An 18,076-nucleotide genomic window follows, 5' to 3' on the forward strand; every position below is an offset into this window, starting at 1 on the left:
CCTATGTAAGATGATTCAGGATGTTGTGCCAGAGACAGACCAGAGGACTGGACAAACGCGCCATCATGGCCCAGATGGTACCCAATAGTGAGCACAAGGAGTCCAATCATGCCCCCCCTGTCCTGGCAGGACCGCTACGCCACGGATGAATATGTCTATGGCACCGCCCCCAATGAATTCCTGGTCTCTCAGGCCCACCGGCTAAAAACCGGTCAAACCTGTCTGGCGGTGGCCGACGGCGAGGGCCGCAACGGGGTCTGGCTGGCGCAACAGGGGCTTGACGTCCATTCGGTGGACGGCGCCGCCAGCGGGCTGGCCAAGGCGCAAAAACTGGCCCAGTCCCGTAAGGTCACCCTCCGCACCGAACAGGCCGATCTGCTGACCTGGGACTGGCCGGTGGCGGCCTATGACCTGGTGGCCACCCTGTTCGTCCATTTCCCCTCCGACCAGCGCCCCACCGTGCACCGGGCCATGGCCGACGCCCTGAAGCCCGGCGGCCTATTGATCATGGAGGTGTTTCATCCGGATCAGCTGACCTACAAGACCGGCGGCCCCCCGGTGGCCGACATGCTCTATGCCGCCGAGACTCTGCGGGCGGATTTCGCGGGGCTCGACATCGAGATCCTGGAGGAATGCCTGACCGAGCTCTCTGAGGGGCCCCTGCATTACGGCAAGGCCGCCGTCACCCGATTGGTGGCGACGAAACCATGACCACGGGGGGCCCCCTCGCCGGGCTGCTGGTGGTGGCCCTGGAACAGGCGGTGGCGGCCCCCTATTGCTCGTCCCGTCTGGCTGATGCCGGGGCGCGGGTGATCAAGATCGAGCGGGCCGAGGGCGATTTCGCCCGCCGCTATGATTCAGTGGTCCATGGCGAGAGCGCCTATTTCGTCTGGCTCAACCGGGGCAAGGAATCCCTGGTGCTGGACATCAAAGACAAGGCAGACGCGGCCTTGCTCCATCGCATCCTTGCCCGGGCCGACGTATTCATCCAGAACCTGGCGCCCGGCGCGGCGGCGCGGGCCGGGTTCGACCCGACCGAACTGCGCCACAAACACCCCAAGCTGATCACCTGTTCCATTTCCGGCTATGGCGACGAGGGACCCTATCGCGACCGCAAGGCCTATGATCTGCTGGTACAGGCGGAAACCGGCCTTTGTTCGGTCACCGGCACGCCGGAAGCCCCCGGACGGGTGGGTGTCTCGGTTTGCGATATCGCGGCGGGGATGTACGCCTATCAGGCCATTTTGGAAGCTCTGATTCAAAGGGGCCAGACGGGTGAAGGCCGCCATTTGTCGGTTTCCCTGTTCGATGGCATGGCCGATTGGATGACCGTTCCTTTGCTGCATCAGGTCTATGGCGGCAAGGCCCCGCCCCGGGTCGGCCTGCGCCATCCCTCCATCGCCCCTTATGGCCGGTTCACCACCCGAGACGGCACCGACGTGATCCTGTCGATCCAGAACGAGCGGGAATGGGCTGCCTTTTGCGACGTCTTCATGCTTGAACCGACCTGGGCCAGTGAGGGTCCCTACGCCAATCCGGAGTCCCGCGTAACTCATCGGGAAGACCTGGAAGCCGCTGTCGCCGCCCGCTTCGCCCAATTGGACCGGGATCCGGCACTGGCCTTGCTGGACCGGGCCCGCACGGCCTACGGTATCCTCAACGAGGTGGACGGATTCGCCGCCCATCCCATGCTGCGCCGAATGACCGTGGAAACCCCCAGCGGCCCTGTAGACTTGCCCGCCCCGCCCGCCATCCATGACGGGGACCAAACTCAGCCTGGCGCCGTGCCCGCCATTGGTGAACAAAGCGCGGCAATCCGCGAAGAATTCAAATAGGAGATTCTTTCATGGCCTGGATCTGGCTGACCCTTGCAATCTTGCTGGAAGTGGCTGGGACCACGGCGATGAAGTTTTCCGACGGATTCACCAACCTGGTGCCGACCCTGCTGGTGGCAGTGTTCTACACAAGCAGCTTCAGCCTGTTAATCCTGGTGATGAAGACCTTGGATCTGAGCCTGGCCTATGCGGTCTGGGCCGGGGTCGGCACGGCGCTGGTGGCGACCATCGGCATTCTGTGGTTCAAGGAACCGGTGACCGCCTTGAAGATGATCTCCATCGGTCTGATCATCATCGGCGTGGTCGGCCTGCACCTGAGCAATGGCAGGGCCTGACGGCGTGCAGACATCCCCCGAGGCCATCGTTGTTCTCGGCGCCTCGGTGCTGCCAGATGGCTCTCCCAGTGCTGCCTTGCGCCGTCGGGTAGGAGTCGCGGTTCGTTGTTATAACAACAAAGGCCCCCTGCCCTTGATCATGAGCGGCGGCGCGGTCAGCCATGCCATACCTGAATCCCATGTGATGCGTGATTTGGCTCTGGCGGCGGGGGTTCCGGCAGAGTTCATTCTGGTCGAGGACCGTTCCCGCAGTACCTGGGAGAACGCCCACGAGGTGCGGCTCATAGCCAAGGAGCGAGGCTGGAGCCATTTATTGCTGGTGTCAGACCGCTTCCACCTGCCCCGGGCCAAGGACATGTTCCGGCGCCATGGGTTGACCGTTTCCGGCGCCCCCGTGGATCGTGCCCCGGGGGATAGCCGCATCGCCTGGGCCATCGCCCACGGGCGGGAGGTACTGTCCTGGGTCAAGCATGCTTACCTGAGCCTGGTCCTCCCGCCACCGGACAAGGATTTCTAACGTCAGCCGTCGATGATGCCATTCAGGGTCGGACTGGGCCGCATGGCCGCCGCCACACGGGTCGGGTCGGCGTGGTAATACCCGCCCAGATCCACCGGAGCCCCTTGTGCCGCATCCAGTTCTTCGACGATCTTGGCCTCGTTGGCCGCCAGCTGCGCGGCCATGGGGGCGAAATGGGCCGCCAAATCGGCATCATCGGACTGTGTCGCCAGCGCTTGGGCCCAATAAAGGGCGATATAGAAGTGGCTGCCCCGATTATCGATCTCGCCCACTTTACGGCTCGGCGATTTGCCATTGAGCAGCACCTGCTCCGTAGCCGTGTCCAGGGTTTTGCCAAGCAGCGCGGCGCGGGCATTGCCGGTGGTATCGGCCAAATGTTCCAACGACGCTCCCAAGGCGGCGAATTCACCCAGGCTATCCCAGCGCAAATGCCCTTCGGCCACCAACTGCTGCACATGTTTGGGCGCAGACCCACCGGCACCGGTCTCGAACAAGCCACCGCCATTCATCAAGGGGACGATGGACAGCATCTTGGCGCTGGTGCCCACTTCGAGGATCGGGAACAGATCGGTGAGGTAGTCGCGCAGCACGTTGCCGGTTACCGAAATAGTGTCCTCGCCGCGCTTCATGCGGTCGAGGGAGAAGCGGGTGGCTTCCATCGGCGATAGAATCCGGATGTCCAGGCCGTCCGTGTCATGCTCGGGCAGATAGGCCTCCACCTTGGCGATGAGTTGGGCGTCATGGGCGCGTTCTTTGTCGAGCCAGAATACGGCCGGGCTGCCAGAGGCCCGGGCCCGCTTGACGGCCAGTTTGACCCAATCACGGATCGGCGCGTCCTTGGCCTGGCACATACGCCAGATATCGCCCTCTTCCACGGAATGCTCATGGATCAACGCCCCGTCCACGACCACCCGGAGGGTACCGGTGCCCGGCGCCTTGAAGGTTTGCGGATGGGAGCCGTATTCCTCGGCCTTTTGGGCCATCAGACCGACGTTGGAGATGCTGCCCATGGTCGAGGGATCGAAAGCGCCGTTTTCCTTGCAAAAGCGGATGGTCTCCGCATAGACCCCGGCATAGGAGCTGTCAGGGATGACGCATTTGGTATCGGCCTCGGCCCCATCGGGGCCCCAGCCCTTGCCACCGCCGCGAATGACCACCGGCATGGAAGCATCGATAATTACGTCGCTGGGCACATGCAGATTGCTGATCCCCTTGTCGGAATTGACCATGTACATGTCCGGTTGCGCCTCGAGCACAGCTTGAATGTCGGCCTCAATGGCGGCCTGTTGATCGCTGGGCAGGGATTGGATCTTGCCCAAAACGTCGCCGAAACCATTGTTGGGATCGACCCCCAACTGGGCAAAGGTCTCGGCGTACTTGTCAAACAAGTCCTTGAAATAAACGGTCACTGCATGGCCGAAGATGATCGGGTCGGAGACCTTCATCATGGTGGCCTTCATGTGCAGCGAAAATAGGATGCCCAGCGTCTTGGTATCGGCGATCTGCTCGGCGAGGAAGGCGCGCAGGGCCTGGACACTCATGAAGGTGGCATCGACCACTTCACCCGCTTGCAAAGGCGTGCTGGCCTTGAGCACCTGGGACGTGCCATCGGAGCCGACGAATTCGATCACCGCGTTTCCGGCCTTGTCCAAGGTAACGGATGTCTCGTTGGAGAAAAAATCACCGCCGGACATGGAAGCCACATGGGTTTTCGAATCGGCGCTCCAAGCCCCCATGCGGTGCGGATTCTTTTTGGCGAATTCCTTCACCGCCTTGGGCGCGCGGCGATCGGAATTACCTTCGCGCAGCACCGGATTGACGGCTGAGCCCTTGATCTTGTCATAGGTTGCGCGAACCGATTTCTCGGCTTCGGTCTGCGGGTCCTCGGGATAATCGGGCAGCGCATATCCCTGGCCCTGCAGTTCCTGAATGGCGGCTTTCAATTGCGGGACCGAGGCGGAAATGTTGGGCAGCTTGATGACATTGGCACCCGGGGTTTTGACCAGTTCGCCCAGTTCCGCCAGATCATCGGATTGGCGTTGCTCGGCGGTCAGGGAGTCGGGGAAGTGGGCGATGATGCGTCCGGCGAGGGAAATGTCCTTGGTGCCGACGGAAATGCCCGCGGCCTTGGTGAAGGCCTGAATAATGGGCAGAAAACTGCCACTCGCCAGTTCCGGGGCTTCGTCGACTTTGGTGTAGATGATGTCAGATTGCACTGCCTTATCTCCGATCCGTTTCGCTGTTCCCTCGGCCTGCATCGTGCGGCGCCTGTTTGCCGGATCTGCTGTCCTTCGGCGCCCCTGGGCGTCGGTTTTAAAGCATTGCTCGGAGATTGTCAGGGACTCTGTTGCGCCGGAGCCGTTGGGTCTGTTGAGAGCGCTTCCCGATCCTGCTACCTTCCCATCATCACGATGCAATTTTTGCAGCGCACGAGAAGGAATCCATGAAACACCTGCTGCCTTTACACTATATCGAGGCCGTTGCCCGCGCCGGGTCCATCCGCAAGGCCGCCGATACCCTGGCCATCACCTCAACCGCACTGAACAGGCGGATTTTGGCCATGGAAGAGGATCTGGGCGTCCAAATCTTCGAACGCCTGCCGCGTGGCGTTCGGCTCTCCGCGGCCGGTGAGATCTTCATTCACCATATCCGCTCGCAATTGAGCGACATGGAGCGGGTCAAAAGCCAGATCGCCGACCTGTCGGGGGAACGGCGCGGCCATATTGCCATTGCCTGTAGCCAGGCTCTCATCCCCTACTTCCTGCCCGAGCAAATCTCCCACTATCGCAAAGCCCACCCGGCGGTGACCTTCGGCGTGCTGCTGCGCGACCGGGAAGCGGCGGAACGGGCCTTGGTGGCCATGAGCGCCGATCTGGCCTTGGTGTTCGAGCCGGTGCGCATGGCCGAGTTCGAGGTCCTGTTGACTGTCCGCCAGCCTGTCCATGCGGTGATGACCGCCGACCACCCCTTGGCCTCCCAGGACAAGCTTCGCCTGCGCGACTGTCTGGCCCATCCCGTCGCCCTGCCCACCGAGGCCTATGGGGTTCGCCATCTGTTGGAAGCTGCGGTGCCGCGGACTTCCATGACCTTGGACCCGGTCATCGAATCCGATAGCTTCGAGTTTCTCCGCTCCCATGCCCTTGCCGAGGATATCCTGACCTTTCAGATTCCCATCGGCCTGCCCGCCCAGAACCAGCAACCGGGATTGGTCAGTCTGCCCTTGGATGAGCGGGACGTGCCGCCCGGTGTTCTGCGGTTCGGACAGCTCAAGGGACGCACGCTACCCGTGGCAGCGGCCCGCTTCGCCCAGCAGCTTCTGGAAAGCTTTGCCCAACGGTTTGACTGCGCCTGAGGCTCACCGCTGCATTTATCACATCACTACGAGGCTTTTTTAGCAGTATTCCGTAGCGCTAGGGCATGAGTAGTCTGTTTCCAGTAAACGGGACTTCTCTCTGTCCAGCAGCATCGGAGATTCGACATGGCCAGCAACACCCCTCTCGACCGCCGCCTGTTCTTGCGCGGTCTCGCGGCAACCGGCGCCCTGGGCGCGGTGGCCGTCACCCCCCTGCGTCACGCCCTGGCGGCGACCACCACCGTGGGCTTCATCTATGTGGGCGCCCGCGATGACTACGGCTACAACCAGGCCCACGCGGAAGGCGCGGCGGCGCTGAAAGGCATGCCGGGTATCAAGGTGGTCGAGGAAGAAAGCGTTGCCGAGACGGTGGCCGTGCAAAAGACCATGGAGAGCATGATCAACCTGGACGGCGCGACCCTGCTGTTCCCCACCTCGTTCGGCTATTTCGATCCGCATATGCTGAAAATGGCCAAGAAGTACAAGGACCTGACCTTCCTGCATTGTGGGGGCCTTTGGAGCGCCGACAAGCACCCCAAGAACACCGGCAGCTACTTTGGCTACATCGACGAAGCCCAATACATTTCCGGCATCGTCGCGGGCTACGCCAGCAAGACCAAGAAGCTCGGCTTCGTGGCCGCCAAGCCCATCCCGCAGGTGTTGCGCAACATCAACTCCTTTACCCTCGGCGCCCAGTCGGTGGATCCGACCATCACCACCCAGGTGATCTTCACCGGTGAATGGTCCATGCCGGTGAAAGAAGCCGAAGCCACCAACAGCCTGGCCGACCAAGGCGTCGACGTGGTCACCTGCCATGTGGACGGCCCCAAGGTGGTGGTCGAAACCGCCGAGAAGCGCGGCCTGTTCACCTGCGGCTATCATGCCTCCCAGGCCCCGTTGGCCCCCAAGGGCTACCTCACCGGGGCCGAGTGGAACTGGTCCAAGGTCTATGCCGACTACGTGACCATGTTCACCGGCGGCAAGACCATTCCCAATCTGGTGCGCGGCGGCCTGAAGGAAGGCATCGTCAAGATGTCCGATTACGGCCCGGCGGCCTCCGCCGAAGCCCGCAAACACGCCGACGCGGTCAAGGCCAAGTTCCTGGCCGGGGACATGGTCATCTACAAGGGCCCCATTGAGACCAACAAGGGCAAGACCATCATTCCGGCCGGCAAGGCCCACGGTCAGACCGACATCTGGCTCGAGTCCATGGACTGGTTGGTCAAGGGCGTCATCGGCGGCGCCTGATGATGACCGGACTTCCGAACCGCTTGCTTGCCGCTTCGGAAGCCCTCTTCCTTCCCGTGGCGGCCCTGGTGGTGTCCCTGATCCTGTTCGGGATCTTCGTGGCACTGGCCGGGGTCGATCCGTTCGAGGTGCTGGCGCTCATGTACAAGGGCGCGTTCGGCACCGCTTTTTCCATCCAGAACACCCTGCAGCGGGCCGCGCCCCTGATCCTCGCGGCGCTCTGCACCGCCCTGCCCGCCCAATTGGGATTGGTCATCATCGGCGGCGAAGGGGCCTTGGTCATGGGAGGCCTGATGGGTGTGGCCGCCGGACTGGCCCTACCCGAGGGCTCGGCGCCCTTGACCGTACAACTGACCATGGCCTTGGGCGGCATGCTGGCGGGCGGTGCCTGGATCGCCCTGTGCGGTGCCTTGCGCCACTATCGCGGCGTCAACGAGACCATTTCCAGCCTGCTGATGACCTATATCGCCATCGCCATCCTCAATCACATGGTCTCCGGACCCATGCGCGATCCGGCCAGCCTCAACAAGCCGTCCACGCCCTCCATCGGCGATGCCAACATGATCGGCGCCATCCCCGGCATGGATGTGCATTGGGGGCTGGTCTTCGGCATCCTGTTCTGCATCGGCACTTACATCTTGATGTACCGCACCACTTTCGGCTTTGGCGCCCGCATGGTCGGCGGCAATCCGCGCGCCGCCGCCATGTCTGGCCTGCCGGTGGGGCGCCTGTTGATGATCACCTGTTTCATCGCCGGAGCCGCCGCCGGGCTGGGGGGCATGGTCGAGGTCGCCGCCGTGCATGGCGCCGCCAACGCCCCCCTGGCCGCCGGATATGGCTATACGGGCATTCTGGTGGCCTTTCTGGCGCGGCAGAATCCCCTGGCGGTGATCCCGGTCGCTATCTTGTTGGGCGGCATCGATGCCAGCGGCGGCCTGCTGCAACGCCGCCTGGACCTGCCCGATGCCACGGTGCTGGTGCTGCAAGGCATTATCTTCGTGGTCATTCTGGCCAGCGAGACCCTCTATGGCCGCTTCAGAATCTTCAAACCGCGAGAGGTGGGGTAATGGAAGGCGCCGCCGCCGATCTGGGATTCTGGACCGTGCCCCTGGCCATTTTTGCCGGGGCCATCCGGGTCAGCACGCCGTTCCTGCTGGTCAGTCTCGGCGAATGCCTGACCGAACGCTCGGGCCGCATCAATCTGGGCCTGGAGGGCACCTTGGTGATGGGCGCCATGGCGGGCTACGCGGTGTCCTATCTCAGTGGTTCGCCTTGGCTCGGGGTACTGGTGGCGGGGCTGGTGGGCAGTGGCTTTGGGCTGCTGCATGCGGTGATCTGCAATATGCCGAAGGTCAATGATATCGCCTTGGGCATTGCCTTGATGCTGTTCGGCACCGGCTTGGCCTTTTTCCTCGGCAAGGGCTTCATTCAGCCCCAGGCACCCAATCTGCCTGCTTTCCATCTGGGTTGGTGGAGCGATATCCCGCAAATTCGCTCGGCGCTGGAAATCAATGTGTTGTTCGTGTTCGGGGTGCTGCTGACCCCGGCGATCCTGTTCTTCCTCAATCGCACCCGCTGGGGGCTGATGCTGCGGACCGTGGGGGATTCGGAGGACGCCGCCCGCGCCGCCGGTTTTTCGGTCGACCGGGTGCGCCTACTGACCACCATGGCCGGCGGCTTCCTGGCCGGGGTCGGTGGTTCGTTCCTGTCGCTCTACTATCCGGGCAGCTGGAACGAGGGCCTGTCCAGTGGTCAGGGCATCACCGCCGTGGCGCTGGTCATCTTCGCCCGCTGGAACCCCTTGTACTGCTTCTACGCCTCGCTGCTCTTCGGCGGTGCCGGGGCCCTGGGCCCAGCCTTGCAGGCGGTGGGCATTACCCAGGGCTACTACCTGTTCAACGCGGCACCCTACATCCTCACCCTCGGCATCATGATCCTCACCTCGTCGTCCACCAAGCGCTTCTCCGGCGCCCCGGGCGAGTTGAGTGTGACAAGATAGAAGGAACCATTTGCAATGAGCGGTCTCGGCGGTCTCAACAAATCCTCCAACGGCGTGGTGCTGGGCATGGTGCAATTGCAGTTGCCCGTGGTCGAAACTAAGCAGCAGTTGGCGGCCCAGACCGAAAGGGTCGTTGCCATGGTGGCCAAGGCGCGCCGCAACATGCCGACCATGGATCTGGTGGTGTTTCCCGAATACGCCCTGCATGGCCTGTCCATGGATACCAATCCGGAGATCCTGTGTTCCCTCGACGGCCCGGAGGTGGCGGCTTTCAAGCAGGCCTGTATCGACAATCAAATCTGGGGCTGCTTCTCGATCATGGAACAGAATCCGGAGGGCAATCCCTACAATTCAGGTCTGATCATCGATGACCAGGGGGAAATCCAGCTCTATTACCGCAAGCTACACCCTTGGGTACCGGTGGAGCCCTGGGAACCCGGCGATAGGGGCATCCCGGTCTGTGATGGTCCCAACGGCTCGAAGATCGCGCTGATCATCTGTCATGACGGCATGTTCCCGGAGATGGCCCGCGAGGCGGCCTACAAGGGGGCGGAGATCATGATCCGCACCGCGGGCTATACCGCGCCGGTCCGCGAAAGCTGGAAATTCACCAACCAGTCCAATGCCTTTTGCAATCTGATGGTGACCGCCAATGTTTGCATGTGCGGCTCCGACGGTACCTTCGATTCCATGGGCGAGGGCATGATCGTCAATTTCGACGGCACCATCATCGCCCATGGTGGTGGCCGCCCAGACGAGATCATCACCGCCGAGGTGCGCCCCGATCTGGTGCGCGAGGCCCGTACCCAATGGGGGGTGGAAAACAACATCTATCAATTCGGCCACCGGGCCTATGTCGCCGTAAAGGGTGGGGCCCGCGACTGCCCCTATACCTACATGCAGGACTTGATGGCCGGAGAATACAAGCTGCCCTGGGAGGACCAGGTGGAAGTCACCGACGGCACGTCCTGCGGCTTCGATGCACCGACCCGCGAATTCAAGGGGAACCCCAATGGCTGAGACCTTCATCAATTCCACGCCCTACAAATGGCCCTACAACGGCGATCTGCGGCCCGACAACACGGCCCTGATCATCATCGACATGCAGACTGACTTCTGCGGCATCGGCGGCTATGTGGACCAGATGGGCTACGACATCTCCATGACCCGGGCCCCCATTGAGCCGATCAAGGCGGTGCTGACGGCCATGCGGGAGAAAGGTTATCTGATCATCCATACCCGCGAGGGCCATCGCCCGGACCTGTCGGACCTGCCCGCCAACAAGCGCTGGCGATCGCAGCAGATCGGCGCCGGGATCGGCGACCCGGGGCCCTGCGGCCAAATCCTGGTGCGCGGCCAACCGGGCTGGGACATCATCCCGGACCTTTACCCCATCGATGGCGAGCCGATCATCGACAAGCCGGGCAAGGGCTCCTTTTGCGCCACGGACCTGGAACTGATCCTGCGCACCCGGGGCATCGAGAACATCATCCTGACCGGCATCACCACCGACGTCTGCGTCCATACCACCATGCGCGAGGCCAATGACCGGGGCTTTGAATGCGTGATCCTCCAGGATTGCTGCGGCGCCACCGACCGGGGCAATCATGACCATGCGGTCAAAATGGTGACCATGCAGGGCGGCGTATTCGGCGCCGTGGCCACCTCCAAAGATCTGATCGACGGATTGCCATGAACGCGGCGATGGTCGAAATCTTCCACGACGCCAAGCATCCCATTGGTTTGGAGGTGCTGGGACTGACCAAGCGATTCGGGGATTTCACCGCCTTGGAAGATGTTTCCATGAAGGTGGCGCCGGGCAGCTTCCATGCCCTGCTGGGTGAAAACGGCGCGGGCAAGAGCACCCTGGTCAAATGCGCCATGGGCTTTCACCCGGCCACCGACGGCAGCATCCAGGTGGGCCGCCACGAATATGATATTGCCAACCCGCAGATCGCCCAGGAACTGGGGCTGGGCATGGTCTATCAGCATTTTACCCTGGTGCCGCATATGACGGTGCTGGAAAACCTGGTTCTGCCGCGCAGCAACCTGCCGCTGGTGATCGACTGGAAAGCCGAACAGGCCGGTGTGGAGTCTTTCATCGCCGACATGCCGTTCCAGGTTCCCCTGCATACCCGTGCCCGCGACTTGGCGGCAGGGGAAAAGCAGAAGGTCGAGATCCTCAAGCAGCTCTATCTGGGCTGCAAATTCCTCATCCTCGACGAACCCACCTCGGTTTTGACTCCCGGCGAGGCGGACGAGGTGCTCGGCCTGATCCGCGACATGACCCGCACGGACGGGCTGACCGTCTTGATGATCACCCACAAGTTCCGCGAGGTGATGGCCTTCGCCGACGAGGTTTCGGTGCTGCGTCGTGGCCGCTACGTGGGTGGCGGGCTGACCGCCGACCTGACCCCCGATGACATGGCCCGCATGATGGTCGGTGCAAACCTGGTCAAGCAAGGCATGGCCCGGGGAGATGAGGTGCCGGGCGCGGTACGGCTGGAACTCAAGGAGATCACCGCCGACGACGATACCGGCCATTCGGCGGTCAAGGGGGTCAGTCTGGCCCTGCGCGGCGGCGAGATCTTCGGCATTGCCGGGGTCTCGGGCAACGGTCAGAAGGAACTGGTTCAGGTGCTGTCCGGACAACGCAAACAGACCGGCGGCGGCATGGCGGTTCATGGTGAATCCTATGGCGCGACCCGGTCCGAAATGCGCCGCCACAAGGTCTTCTGTCTGCCCGAGGAGCCTCTGCGCAATGGCTGCGTGGCCCGCATGAGTGTCGCCGAGAACATGGCCTTTCGGACCTTCGACCGTCCGCCCGAGGCGCGGGGCAATTGGTGGCTGGACCGGGGCGCCATGCGGCGCAAGGCCAAGGAATTGATTGGCCGCTACAACGTCAAATGTCCGTCGCCCGATGCCCCCATCGCCACCCTGTCGGGCGGCAATGTGCAGCGCGCCGTGCTGGCCCGGGAACTGTCCGGCGACGTGGACGTGCTGGTGGTGGCCAATCCGGTATTCGGCCTGGACTTTGCCGCGGTCGCCGACATCCGGGGACAGATCATGGCGGCCCGCAACCGGGGCGTGGCGGTCCTGCTGGTCAGCGAGGACCTGGATGAAATCCTCGAACTTTCCGACCGCATCGGCGTGATGTTTCACGGCCAATTGACTCACGAAACGCCTATCGCCGAGGCCGACCTGACCGTCATCGGTCGCCACATGGCCGGTCATTGAGGAGACAGACATGCCCGTCATCGCCAATGCCCTGCCCTTTGCCTTTGAATTCGATCCGGCCACCACGGCCCTGGTGGTCATCGACATGCAGCGCGATTTCCTGGAGCCCGGCGGTTTCGGCGAGGCCCTGGGCAACGATGTGTCGCAACTGGCCCCGGTGGTCCCGGCGACGGAAAAGCTGCTCGCCGCCTGCCGCGCCGCCGGATTGGAAATCGTCCATACCCGGGAATCCCATCTGCCGGATCTGTCGGATTGCCCCCCGGCCAAGCGCAACCGGGGAAGCTGCAAACTGCGCATCGGCGATCCGGGGCCCATGGGCCGGATCCTGGTGCGCGGCGAGCCGGGCAATGACATCGTGCCGTCCCTGGCCCCCCTGCCGGGAGAGACGATCATCGACAAGCCGGGCAAGGGAGCGTTCTACAAGACGGGCCTGACTCATAGGCTTGCCGATGATGGTATTACCCATTTGATCTTTGCCGGCGTCACCACCGAGGTTTGTGTGCAAACCTCCATGCGCGAGGCCAATGATCGCGGCTTCGATTGCTTGCTGGTAGCGGATTGCACCGGCAGCTATTTCCCTGAATTCAAACAGGCAACCCTGGAAATGGTCCGCGCCCAGGGCGGTATCGTCGGCTGGACGGCGGATCTATACGCGGTCTTGGAGGCCTTGGATGGATAAGCCGCTGGTCTTCCCTGCCCTCCTCTCCAATCCCCGGCAATGGGATGATCGGGACTGGGAACCCTTTCGCGAGGGGATTGAGATCAGCTGGGTTCATCGCCCAGACAGCGAAGAAGGGCCGTCGTCGGCCTTTTTGCGCTACGGTCCCGGCGCCTCCGTGCCCGCGCACCAACACCCGGCGTTCGAGTATATTTTGGTCCTGGAAGGGTCACAGACCGACGACAACGGCTGTCACCAGGCGGGCAGCCTGGTGATCAATCCCCCCGGGACCGGCCATGCGGTTCGCAGCGAAGAGGGCTGCCTGGTGCTGGCCATCTGGGAACAGCCGGTCCGGTTTACCAAGACCACATCGTGATCGATTCCAATAGGGTCGCGCCTATCCATCGGGTCTGATTAGACCCGACAGGCGCTAAGGGAGCGAGGGTGTTGTTGACGCCTGCCCTTACCCTTTGACCGCCCCCGCGGTCATGCCGGTGATGATCTGCTTCGAGGCGACGAAGGTGAAGATGATCGGCGGAATGGCCAGCAGCATGCCGGTCGCCATGATCACACCCCAGTTGATGTCATACTCGGTCAGGGAATTCACAATGGTCACCGGGACCGTGCGCGTGTTGCGATCCAACAACGCATTGGCGATCAGGAACTCGTTCCAGGCGATGCGGAAGGTAAAGATGGACGCCGCGGCCAGACCCGGCTTGATCACCGGCAGCACTACCAGGAAGAACACTTGCAAGGCATTGGCGCCATCGATGCGGGCGGCTTCTTCCAATTGGATCGGGACCTGCACGATGAAGCTTTGCAAAATCCAAATCACGAACGGCAGATTCATGGCCACGTAGACCAGAATGATACCGGCGGTGGTGCCATCCAATTGATACTGGAAGGTCCAGATACCGAACACCGGCACCAGCAGCACGGCGGGCGGAACCATGCGCATCATCAAGGTGGTCATGGACATGGTGCCCCGCCCCATGAAGCGGAAACGGACCAGCGCATAGGCCGCCATGCAGCCAACCACCAGAGTGATACCGGTGGAAACCAGGGCCACGGTCAGCGAGTTCCCCAAGGCCCGTCCGAAGGTGGGATCGCAGTAGTCCACATGGGCCGGGTCATACCACAGCACATTGCAAAGCACGGTCTCGTAGTTCTGCAAGGTGGGCATGAAGATCAAGGCCGAGGCATCGCTCATGATGTCCACATTGAGCCGCAAGGAGGTGGTCAGCATCAGGTAGATCGGCCCGATGGACATCAAGATCAGGGCGAGCATCAGGGCATAGAATGCCGGGTTTTGCCGTTCTGTCGGGTTGCTCATGATCTATCCCTTCTCCGCTTCTTGCCGGACGTTGGCGGCACGGGTTTCAACGACCTTGTTGTAGATGAACATGAAGACGGTCAGTGCCAGCAGCAGCAGCAGCAGGAAATTCGACATGGCCGCCGAGACCCCCAGTTCTCGGAATTCCGAGGCTGTTCGGGCGATGCGCAGGGACATGATTTCCGTCGACAGCCCGGGACCGCCGTTGGTCATGACCAAGATCACTTCCAGTACCTTGAAGGCGTCGATCAGCCGCAGAAGCGCCGTGACGACCAACACCGGCATCATCAAGGGTAGCTTGATATAGAGGATCTGTTGCCAGCCCGAGGCCCCATCGATACGCGAAGCCTCCATGGCCGAGGTGGGCAATGATTGCAAGGCCGCAAGGGCAAGAATGAAGATAAACGGAGTCCATTGCCAGACATCGGCGATGATGATGGAGGTCAGCGCCCAGCCGGAATCCGATAGCCAGGGAATGGCCTCAAAGCCCCAACTCTTCAGCGTCTGATTAAAGATACCCACCGAAGGGTGGTACATATAACGCCACATGAGACCGACCACGATGGGCGCGATCATCATCGGCAGGATAAAAATAGTCCGTAAAACAGAAACGCCGCGAATATTGCGGTCCAGCAACAGGGCCAATCCGACCCCGATCACCATTTCGGAAATCACCACGATGGATGAGAATTTCAGGGTCACCGTCATGGATTCCCGGAAGCTGGCATCCTGAAGTAAGTTTAAATAATTGCGAAAACCGACCCATTCGGCCTCACCGATCCGTTGACTGGGGTTCCAGTCCAGGAAGCTGGCATAGACCATGTAGCCAATGGGATAGAGCAACCCGATGATCATGATCACCGCCGCCGGGGCGAGGAACATGTAGGGAGTGATACGCTTGACGTTTGCAGCAGCCATATCCAACCGTTCCTATCCGTTCCGTCCAGGTGAGGCGCGGGAGGCCCCGAAGCCGGAGGGCAGGTCCTTGTGAGACGCCGCCCTCCGCATGGTTCAGGAGATTACTTCCAGCTGTAGTAGCCGGCTTCCTCCATGATCTTCTTGGTGCGCATGGCGACACCGTCCAACGCTTGCTTAACGTCGAGGTTTTCGGTCAACACCTTGGACAGCGCGGTGCCCAGATCGGCATTGATCTTGCCCCACACGGGGATGATCGGACGCCAATCCGGATCGGCATGCTTGAGGGCTTCACCGAAGGTCTTCATATGCGGGAACTTGGCATTTACTTCCGCGTCCGCATGGGTCGAGTAGCGCGACGGGTTGCCACCGGCCAGGGCGACCAGCTTATCGCCGTGCTTGGAAGTGAGCCATTGCATCAGCAAGAAGGCGGCTTCCTTGTTCTGGGCATTCTTGGGAATACCGATACCAAAACCACCGGTCTGCGATCCGCGCCGCACGCCCATGGGATGGGGTGCCCAGCCGATCTTGCCAACCACCTTGGACTTCTTGGGGTCGTTGACCTGTCCGGCAAACACGGTGGAGTCCAGGAACATGGCGGTTTGGCCTTGCAAAAAGGCCGCACCGGCTTCGGCGAAGCCAAAGGTCTGCGAGCCTTCGGGGCCGCAATCAACGATGGTTTTTAGAGCCTTGGCAGCCTTTACACCGGCTTCGTTGTTGACGATGGGATTCCATTCGTCATCAAAGATGCGACCACCCAGCGGGGCCAGATGCAGCAAAAAGGCGTGGCTGGCATGGTGGCCGGACGCCGCACGGGAGGACAGGCCACCCATGCCCGGTTCCAGCTTCGGAATCTTGCAGGCCAGGTCGAGCAATTCGTCGTAGTTGGTCGGAACCTTGAGGCCATGCTTGTCGAAGATATCCTTGCGATAGCCGAGGATCGAGGTTTCGGAACCATAGGGCACGCCGTATAGGGATCCGGTCGGACCCGGCAGATAGCCTTTTTCACCACCGGCGATACCGATGTTGCCCACATAGCCGTCAATAAGATCCTTGGCGTCATATTTGGGATCGGAGAGCTTCGGGTTCATGAAGTAGCGGGCTAGGTTTTCCAACTGGTCGGCATAAACATAGTCGGCCTTGGAAAACACAACATAGGCGACCAGATCATAATCACCTTTGCTCTTGGTCAGTTCCAGAGTCTGTTTTTCGCGCATCTTGAGGTATTGGAGAAGATCGACCTCGACTTTGATGCCCGTCTCTTTGGTGAACTCCGGCAGAACCTTCATCACCGCGTGATAATGCGGGTGAGCCGGGAAATTGACCACCAGGGTTTTGCCCTTGTAGGGCGCATAGGGATTCGCGAACGCGGCCCCTAATGTCAGCGTCACGGCGGCTGCCGTAAGCGCTACTGTCTTTACCAGATTGAGCATTTCTCCATTCCTCCTGTTTTCAATCCTATCGATGACTTTTTCGTCGGCTGTTAGAGCCTGAATTCGGTCTTGTCGTCGAACACCATGATATTCTTGGGATCGACCGAGAAATTCACTGTCTGGCCGATGTCAAATCGTGCCGAACTGCGCAGTTCCACCAAGAGCTCCTGGGTCCCGCAGAGGGTGACCAGCACCGAATGGGCTCCAAGATACTCGGCGAGTTTGACGTAAAGAGAGATCTGTATTCCCGCCGCATCGCCTTCCTCGGTCGGCTTCACCGATGACGGTCGAATGCCCAGCGTGACTTTGCGCCCGCTCGCATGGTCCAGACGTTGCCGCATGGATTGGGAAAGATCCAACAGGAACCCCTCGCCCTGGGCGGCCAGGGTGCCATTGGTCTCGATCAATTCCGCTTCGAGGAAATTCATTGTCGGGCTGCCGATGAACCCAGCGACGAACTTGTTGGCCGGTTCCTTGAACAAGGTTTCCGCCGAGCCTTCCTGCTGCACCAATCCATGGGCCATGACCACGATCCGGTCCCCCAAAGTCATGGCTTCCACCTGGTCATGGGTCACATAGACCATGTTCTTGTCGAGGGTATTGCGCATCTCGGCCAACTCGGTGCGCATTTTTGCCCGCAGCTTGGCATCCAGATTGGATAGCGGCTCATCGAACAAAAACGTGGAGGAATCCCGCACCAGGGCGCGGCCCATGGCGACACGCTGACGCTGACCGCCGGAAAGCTCGCCCGGCTTGCGGGCCAGCAATTGCTCGATTCCCAGCATGCCTGCGACCCGTGCCACGCGCTCGTCGATGGTGGCCTTCGCCACCTTTTGCAGGCGCAGGGCAAAGGACATGTTCTTGGCGATGTTCATGTGGGGATAGAGCGCGTAGTCCTGAAACACCATGGCGATGTCCCGGTCTTTGGGCTCCAGCTTGCTGATTGGTTTATCATCGAACCAGATCTCGCCACTGGTGAGATCTTCCAGCCCCGCCAGCATGCGCAAGGTGGTGGACTTTCCGCAGCCGGATGGCCCAACGAGAACGGTGAATTCACCGTCATCGAATTCCAAATCGAACGGGGGAAGGACTTGAACGGGTCCGTAGCTTTTTTCCACGGAATCGAAGCGAATTCTCGGCACGATCTTTCTCCACCCAGTTTCAGTCGGTCATTCAGGCCGCTATTTTTGTTTTTGGTTACGGATATACCCTAT

The 18,076-nt window shown here is 61.3% G+C and carries 18 protein-coding genes; 13 read left to right on the forward strand and 5 right to left on the reverse strand.

The features are described from left to right. Positions 1-108: 108 nt before the first annotated feature. From MGMAQ_RS12465 to MGMAQ_RS12480, 4 genes are read left to right on the forward strand one after another with little or no spacing between them, the layout of a single operon-like run. Positions 109-711: a bifunctional 2-polyprenyl-6-hydroxyphenol methylase/3-demethylubiquinol 3-O-methyltransferase UbiG gene (locus MGMAQ_RS12465; RefSeq protein ID WP_046021788.1), complete on the forward strand. Its 603-nt coding sequence runs from the start codon at positions 109-111 to the stop codon at positions 709-711. Further along, positions 708-1,835, forward strand: a complete 1,128-nt coding sequence (locus tag MGMAQ_RS12470; protein WP_046021789.1) for a CaiB/BaiF CoA-transferase family protein — start codon at positions 708-710, stop codon at positions 1,833-1,835. The genes MGMAQ_RS12465 and MGMAQ_RS12470 overlap by 4 nt, the downstream gene beginning before the upstream one ends. Positions 1,836-1,846: 11 nt before the next feature. Next, entirely contained in the window at positions 1,847-2,170 is a 324-nt protein-coding gene (locus tag MGMAQ_RS12475) for a multidrug efflux SMR transporter (RefSeq protein WP_046021790.1), read from the forward strand. Between the two features lie 4 nt (positions 2,171-2,174). Continuing rightward, positions 2,175-2,687 carry a YdcF family protein gene (locus MGMAQ_RS12480; protein WP_158498857.1) on the forward strand — a complete coding sequence of 171 codons (513 nt, stop codon included), beginning with the start codon at positions 2,175-2,177 and terminating at the stop codon, positions 2,685-2,687. A gap of 2 nt (positions 2,688-2,689) precedes the next feature. On the opposite strand, the gene MGMAQ_RS12485 is transcribed toward MGMAQ_RS12480, so the two are convergent. Then, complete coding sequence (locus tag MGMAQ_RS12485; protein WP_046021791.1) at positions 2,690-4,945, reverse strand: NADP-dependent isocitrate dehydrogenase; 2,256 nt, start codon at positions 4,943-4,945, stop codon at positions 2,690-2,692. 185 nt (positions 4,946-5,130) lie between these two features. Between MGMAQ_RS12485 and MGMAQ_RS12490 the strand changes: the two genes are divergently transcribed. From MGMAQ_RS12490 to MGMAQ_RS12530, 9 genes are all read left to right on the forward strand, one after another. Continuing rightward, positions 5,131-6,039 (forward strand): LysR family transcriptional regulator, encoded by a 909-nt coding sequence (locus MGMAQ_RS12490; protein WP_046021792.1) that lies wholly within the window; start codon positions 5,131-5,133, stop codon positions 6,037-6,039. A 126-nt stretch (positions 6,040-6,165) separates the two neighbouring features. Then, on the forward strand, positions 6,166-7,287 hold the full coding sequence (locus MGMAQ_RS12495; protein WP_046021793.1) for a BMP family ABC transporter substrate-binding protein: 1,122 nt from the start codon (positions 6,166-6,168) through the stop codon (positions 7,285-7,287). Then, complete coding sequence (locus tag MGMAQ_RS12500; protein WP_046021794.1) at positions 7,287-8,354, forward strand: ABC transporter permease; 1,068 nt, start codon at positions 7,287-7,289, stop codon at positions 8,352-8,354. Before MGMAQ_RS12495 ends, MGMAQ_RS12500 begins: the two co-directional genes overlap by 1 nt. Continuing rightward, a complete protein-coding gene (locus tag MGMAQ_RS12505; RefSeq protein WP_046021795.1) occupies positions 8,354-9,286 on the forward strand; it encodes an ABC transporter permease in 933 nt (310 codons plus the stop codon). The genes MGMAQ_RS12500 and MGMAQ_RS12505 overlap by 1 nt, the downstream gene beginning before the upstream one ends. 15 nt (positions 9,287-9,301) lie before the next feature. Beyond that, the gene (locus tag MGMAQ_RS12510) at positions 9,302-10,306 is read left to right on the forward strand and encodes a formamidase (RefSeq protein WP_046021796.1); all 1,005 of its coding nucleotides are present in this window, start codon (positions 9,302-9,304) and stop codon (positions 10,304-10,306) included. Further along, positions 10,299-10,982, forward strand: coding sequence for a cysteine hydrolase family protein (locus tag MGMAQ_RS12515; protein WP_046021797.1), 684 nt, complete (start codon positions 10,299-10,301; stop codon positions 10,980-10,982). Before MGMAQ_RS12510 ends, MGMAQ_RS12515 begins: the two co-directional genes overlap by 8 nt. Continuing rightward, a complete protein-coding gene (locus MGMAQ_RS12520; RefSeq protein WP_046021798.1) occupies positions 10,979-12,523 on the forward strand; it encodes an ABC transporter ATP-binding protein in 1,545 nt (514 codons plus the stop codon). The genes MGMAQ_RS12515 and MGMAQ_RS12520 overlap by 4 nt, the downstream gene beginning before the upstream one ends. A gap of 10 nt (positions 12,524-12,533) precedes the next feature. Next, positions 12,534-13,202: a cysteine hydrolase family protein gene (locus MGMAQ_RS12525; protein WP_046021799.1), complete on the forward strand. Its 669-nt coding sequence runs from the start codon at positions 12,534-12,536 to the stop codon at positions 13,200-13,202. Further along, entirely contained in the window at positions 13,195-13,557 is a 363-nt protein-coding gene (locus MGMAQ_RS12530; RefSeq protein ID WP_046021800.1) for a cupin domain-containing protein, read from the forward strand. The genes MGMAQ_RS12525 and MGMAQ_RS12530 overlap by 8 nt, the downstream gene beginning before the upstream one ends. 87 nt (positions 13,558-13,644) lie before the next feature. On the opposite strand, the gene MGMAQ_RS12535 is transcribed toward MGMAQ_RS12530, so the two are convergent. From MGMAQ_RS12535 to MGMAQ_RS12550, 4 genes are all read right to left on the reverse strand, one after another. Then, on the reverse strand, positions 13,645-14,514 hold the full coding sequence (locus tag MGMAQ_RS12535; protein ID WP_046021801.1) for a carbohydrate ABC transporter permease: 870 nt from the start codon (positions 14,512-14,514) through the stop codon (positions 13,645-13,647). A 3-nt stretch (positions 14,515-14,517) separates the two neighbouring features. After that, positions 14,518-15,432, reverse strand: a complete 915-nt coding sequence (locus MGMAQ_RS12540) for a carbohydrate ABC transporter permease (RefSeq protein WP_046021802.1) — start codon at positions 15,430-15,432, stop codon at positions 14,518-14,520. A gap of 101 nt (positions 15,433-15,533) precedes the next feature. Continuing rightward, the gene (locus MGMAQ_RS12545) at positions 15,534-16,862 is read right to left on the reverse strand and encodes an extracellular solute-binding protein (RefSeq protein WP_046021803.1); all 1,329 of its coding nucleotides are present in this window, start codon (positions 16,860-16,862) and stop codon (positions 15,534-15,536) included. Positions 16,863-16,912: 50 nt separating this feature from the next. Then, the gene (locus tag MGMAQ_RS12550) at positions 16,913-18,004 is read right to left on the reverse strand and encodes an ABC transporter ATP-binding protein (RefSeq protein ID WP_046021804.1); all 1,092 of its coding nucleotides are present in this window, start codon (positions 18,002-18,004) and stop codon (positions 16,913-16,915) included. Between the last annotated feature and the right edge of the window lie 72 nt (positions 18,005-18,076).

The organism is Magnetospira sp. QH-2, assembly GCF_000968135.1.
Lineage (GTDB): Bacteria > Pseudomonadota > Alphaproteobacteria > Rhodospirillales > Magnetospiraceae > Magnetospira.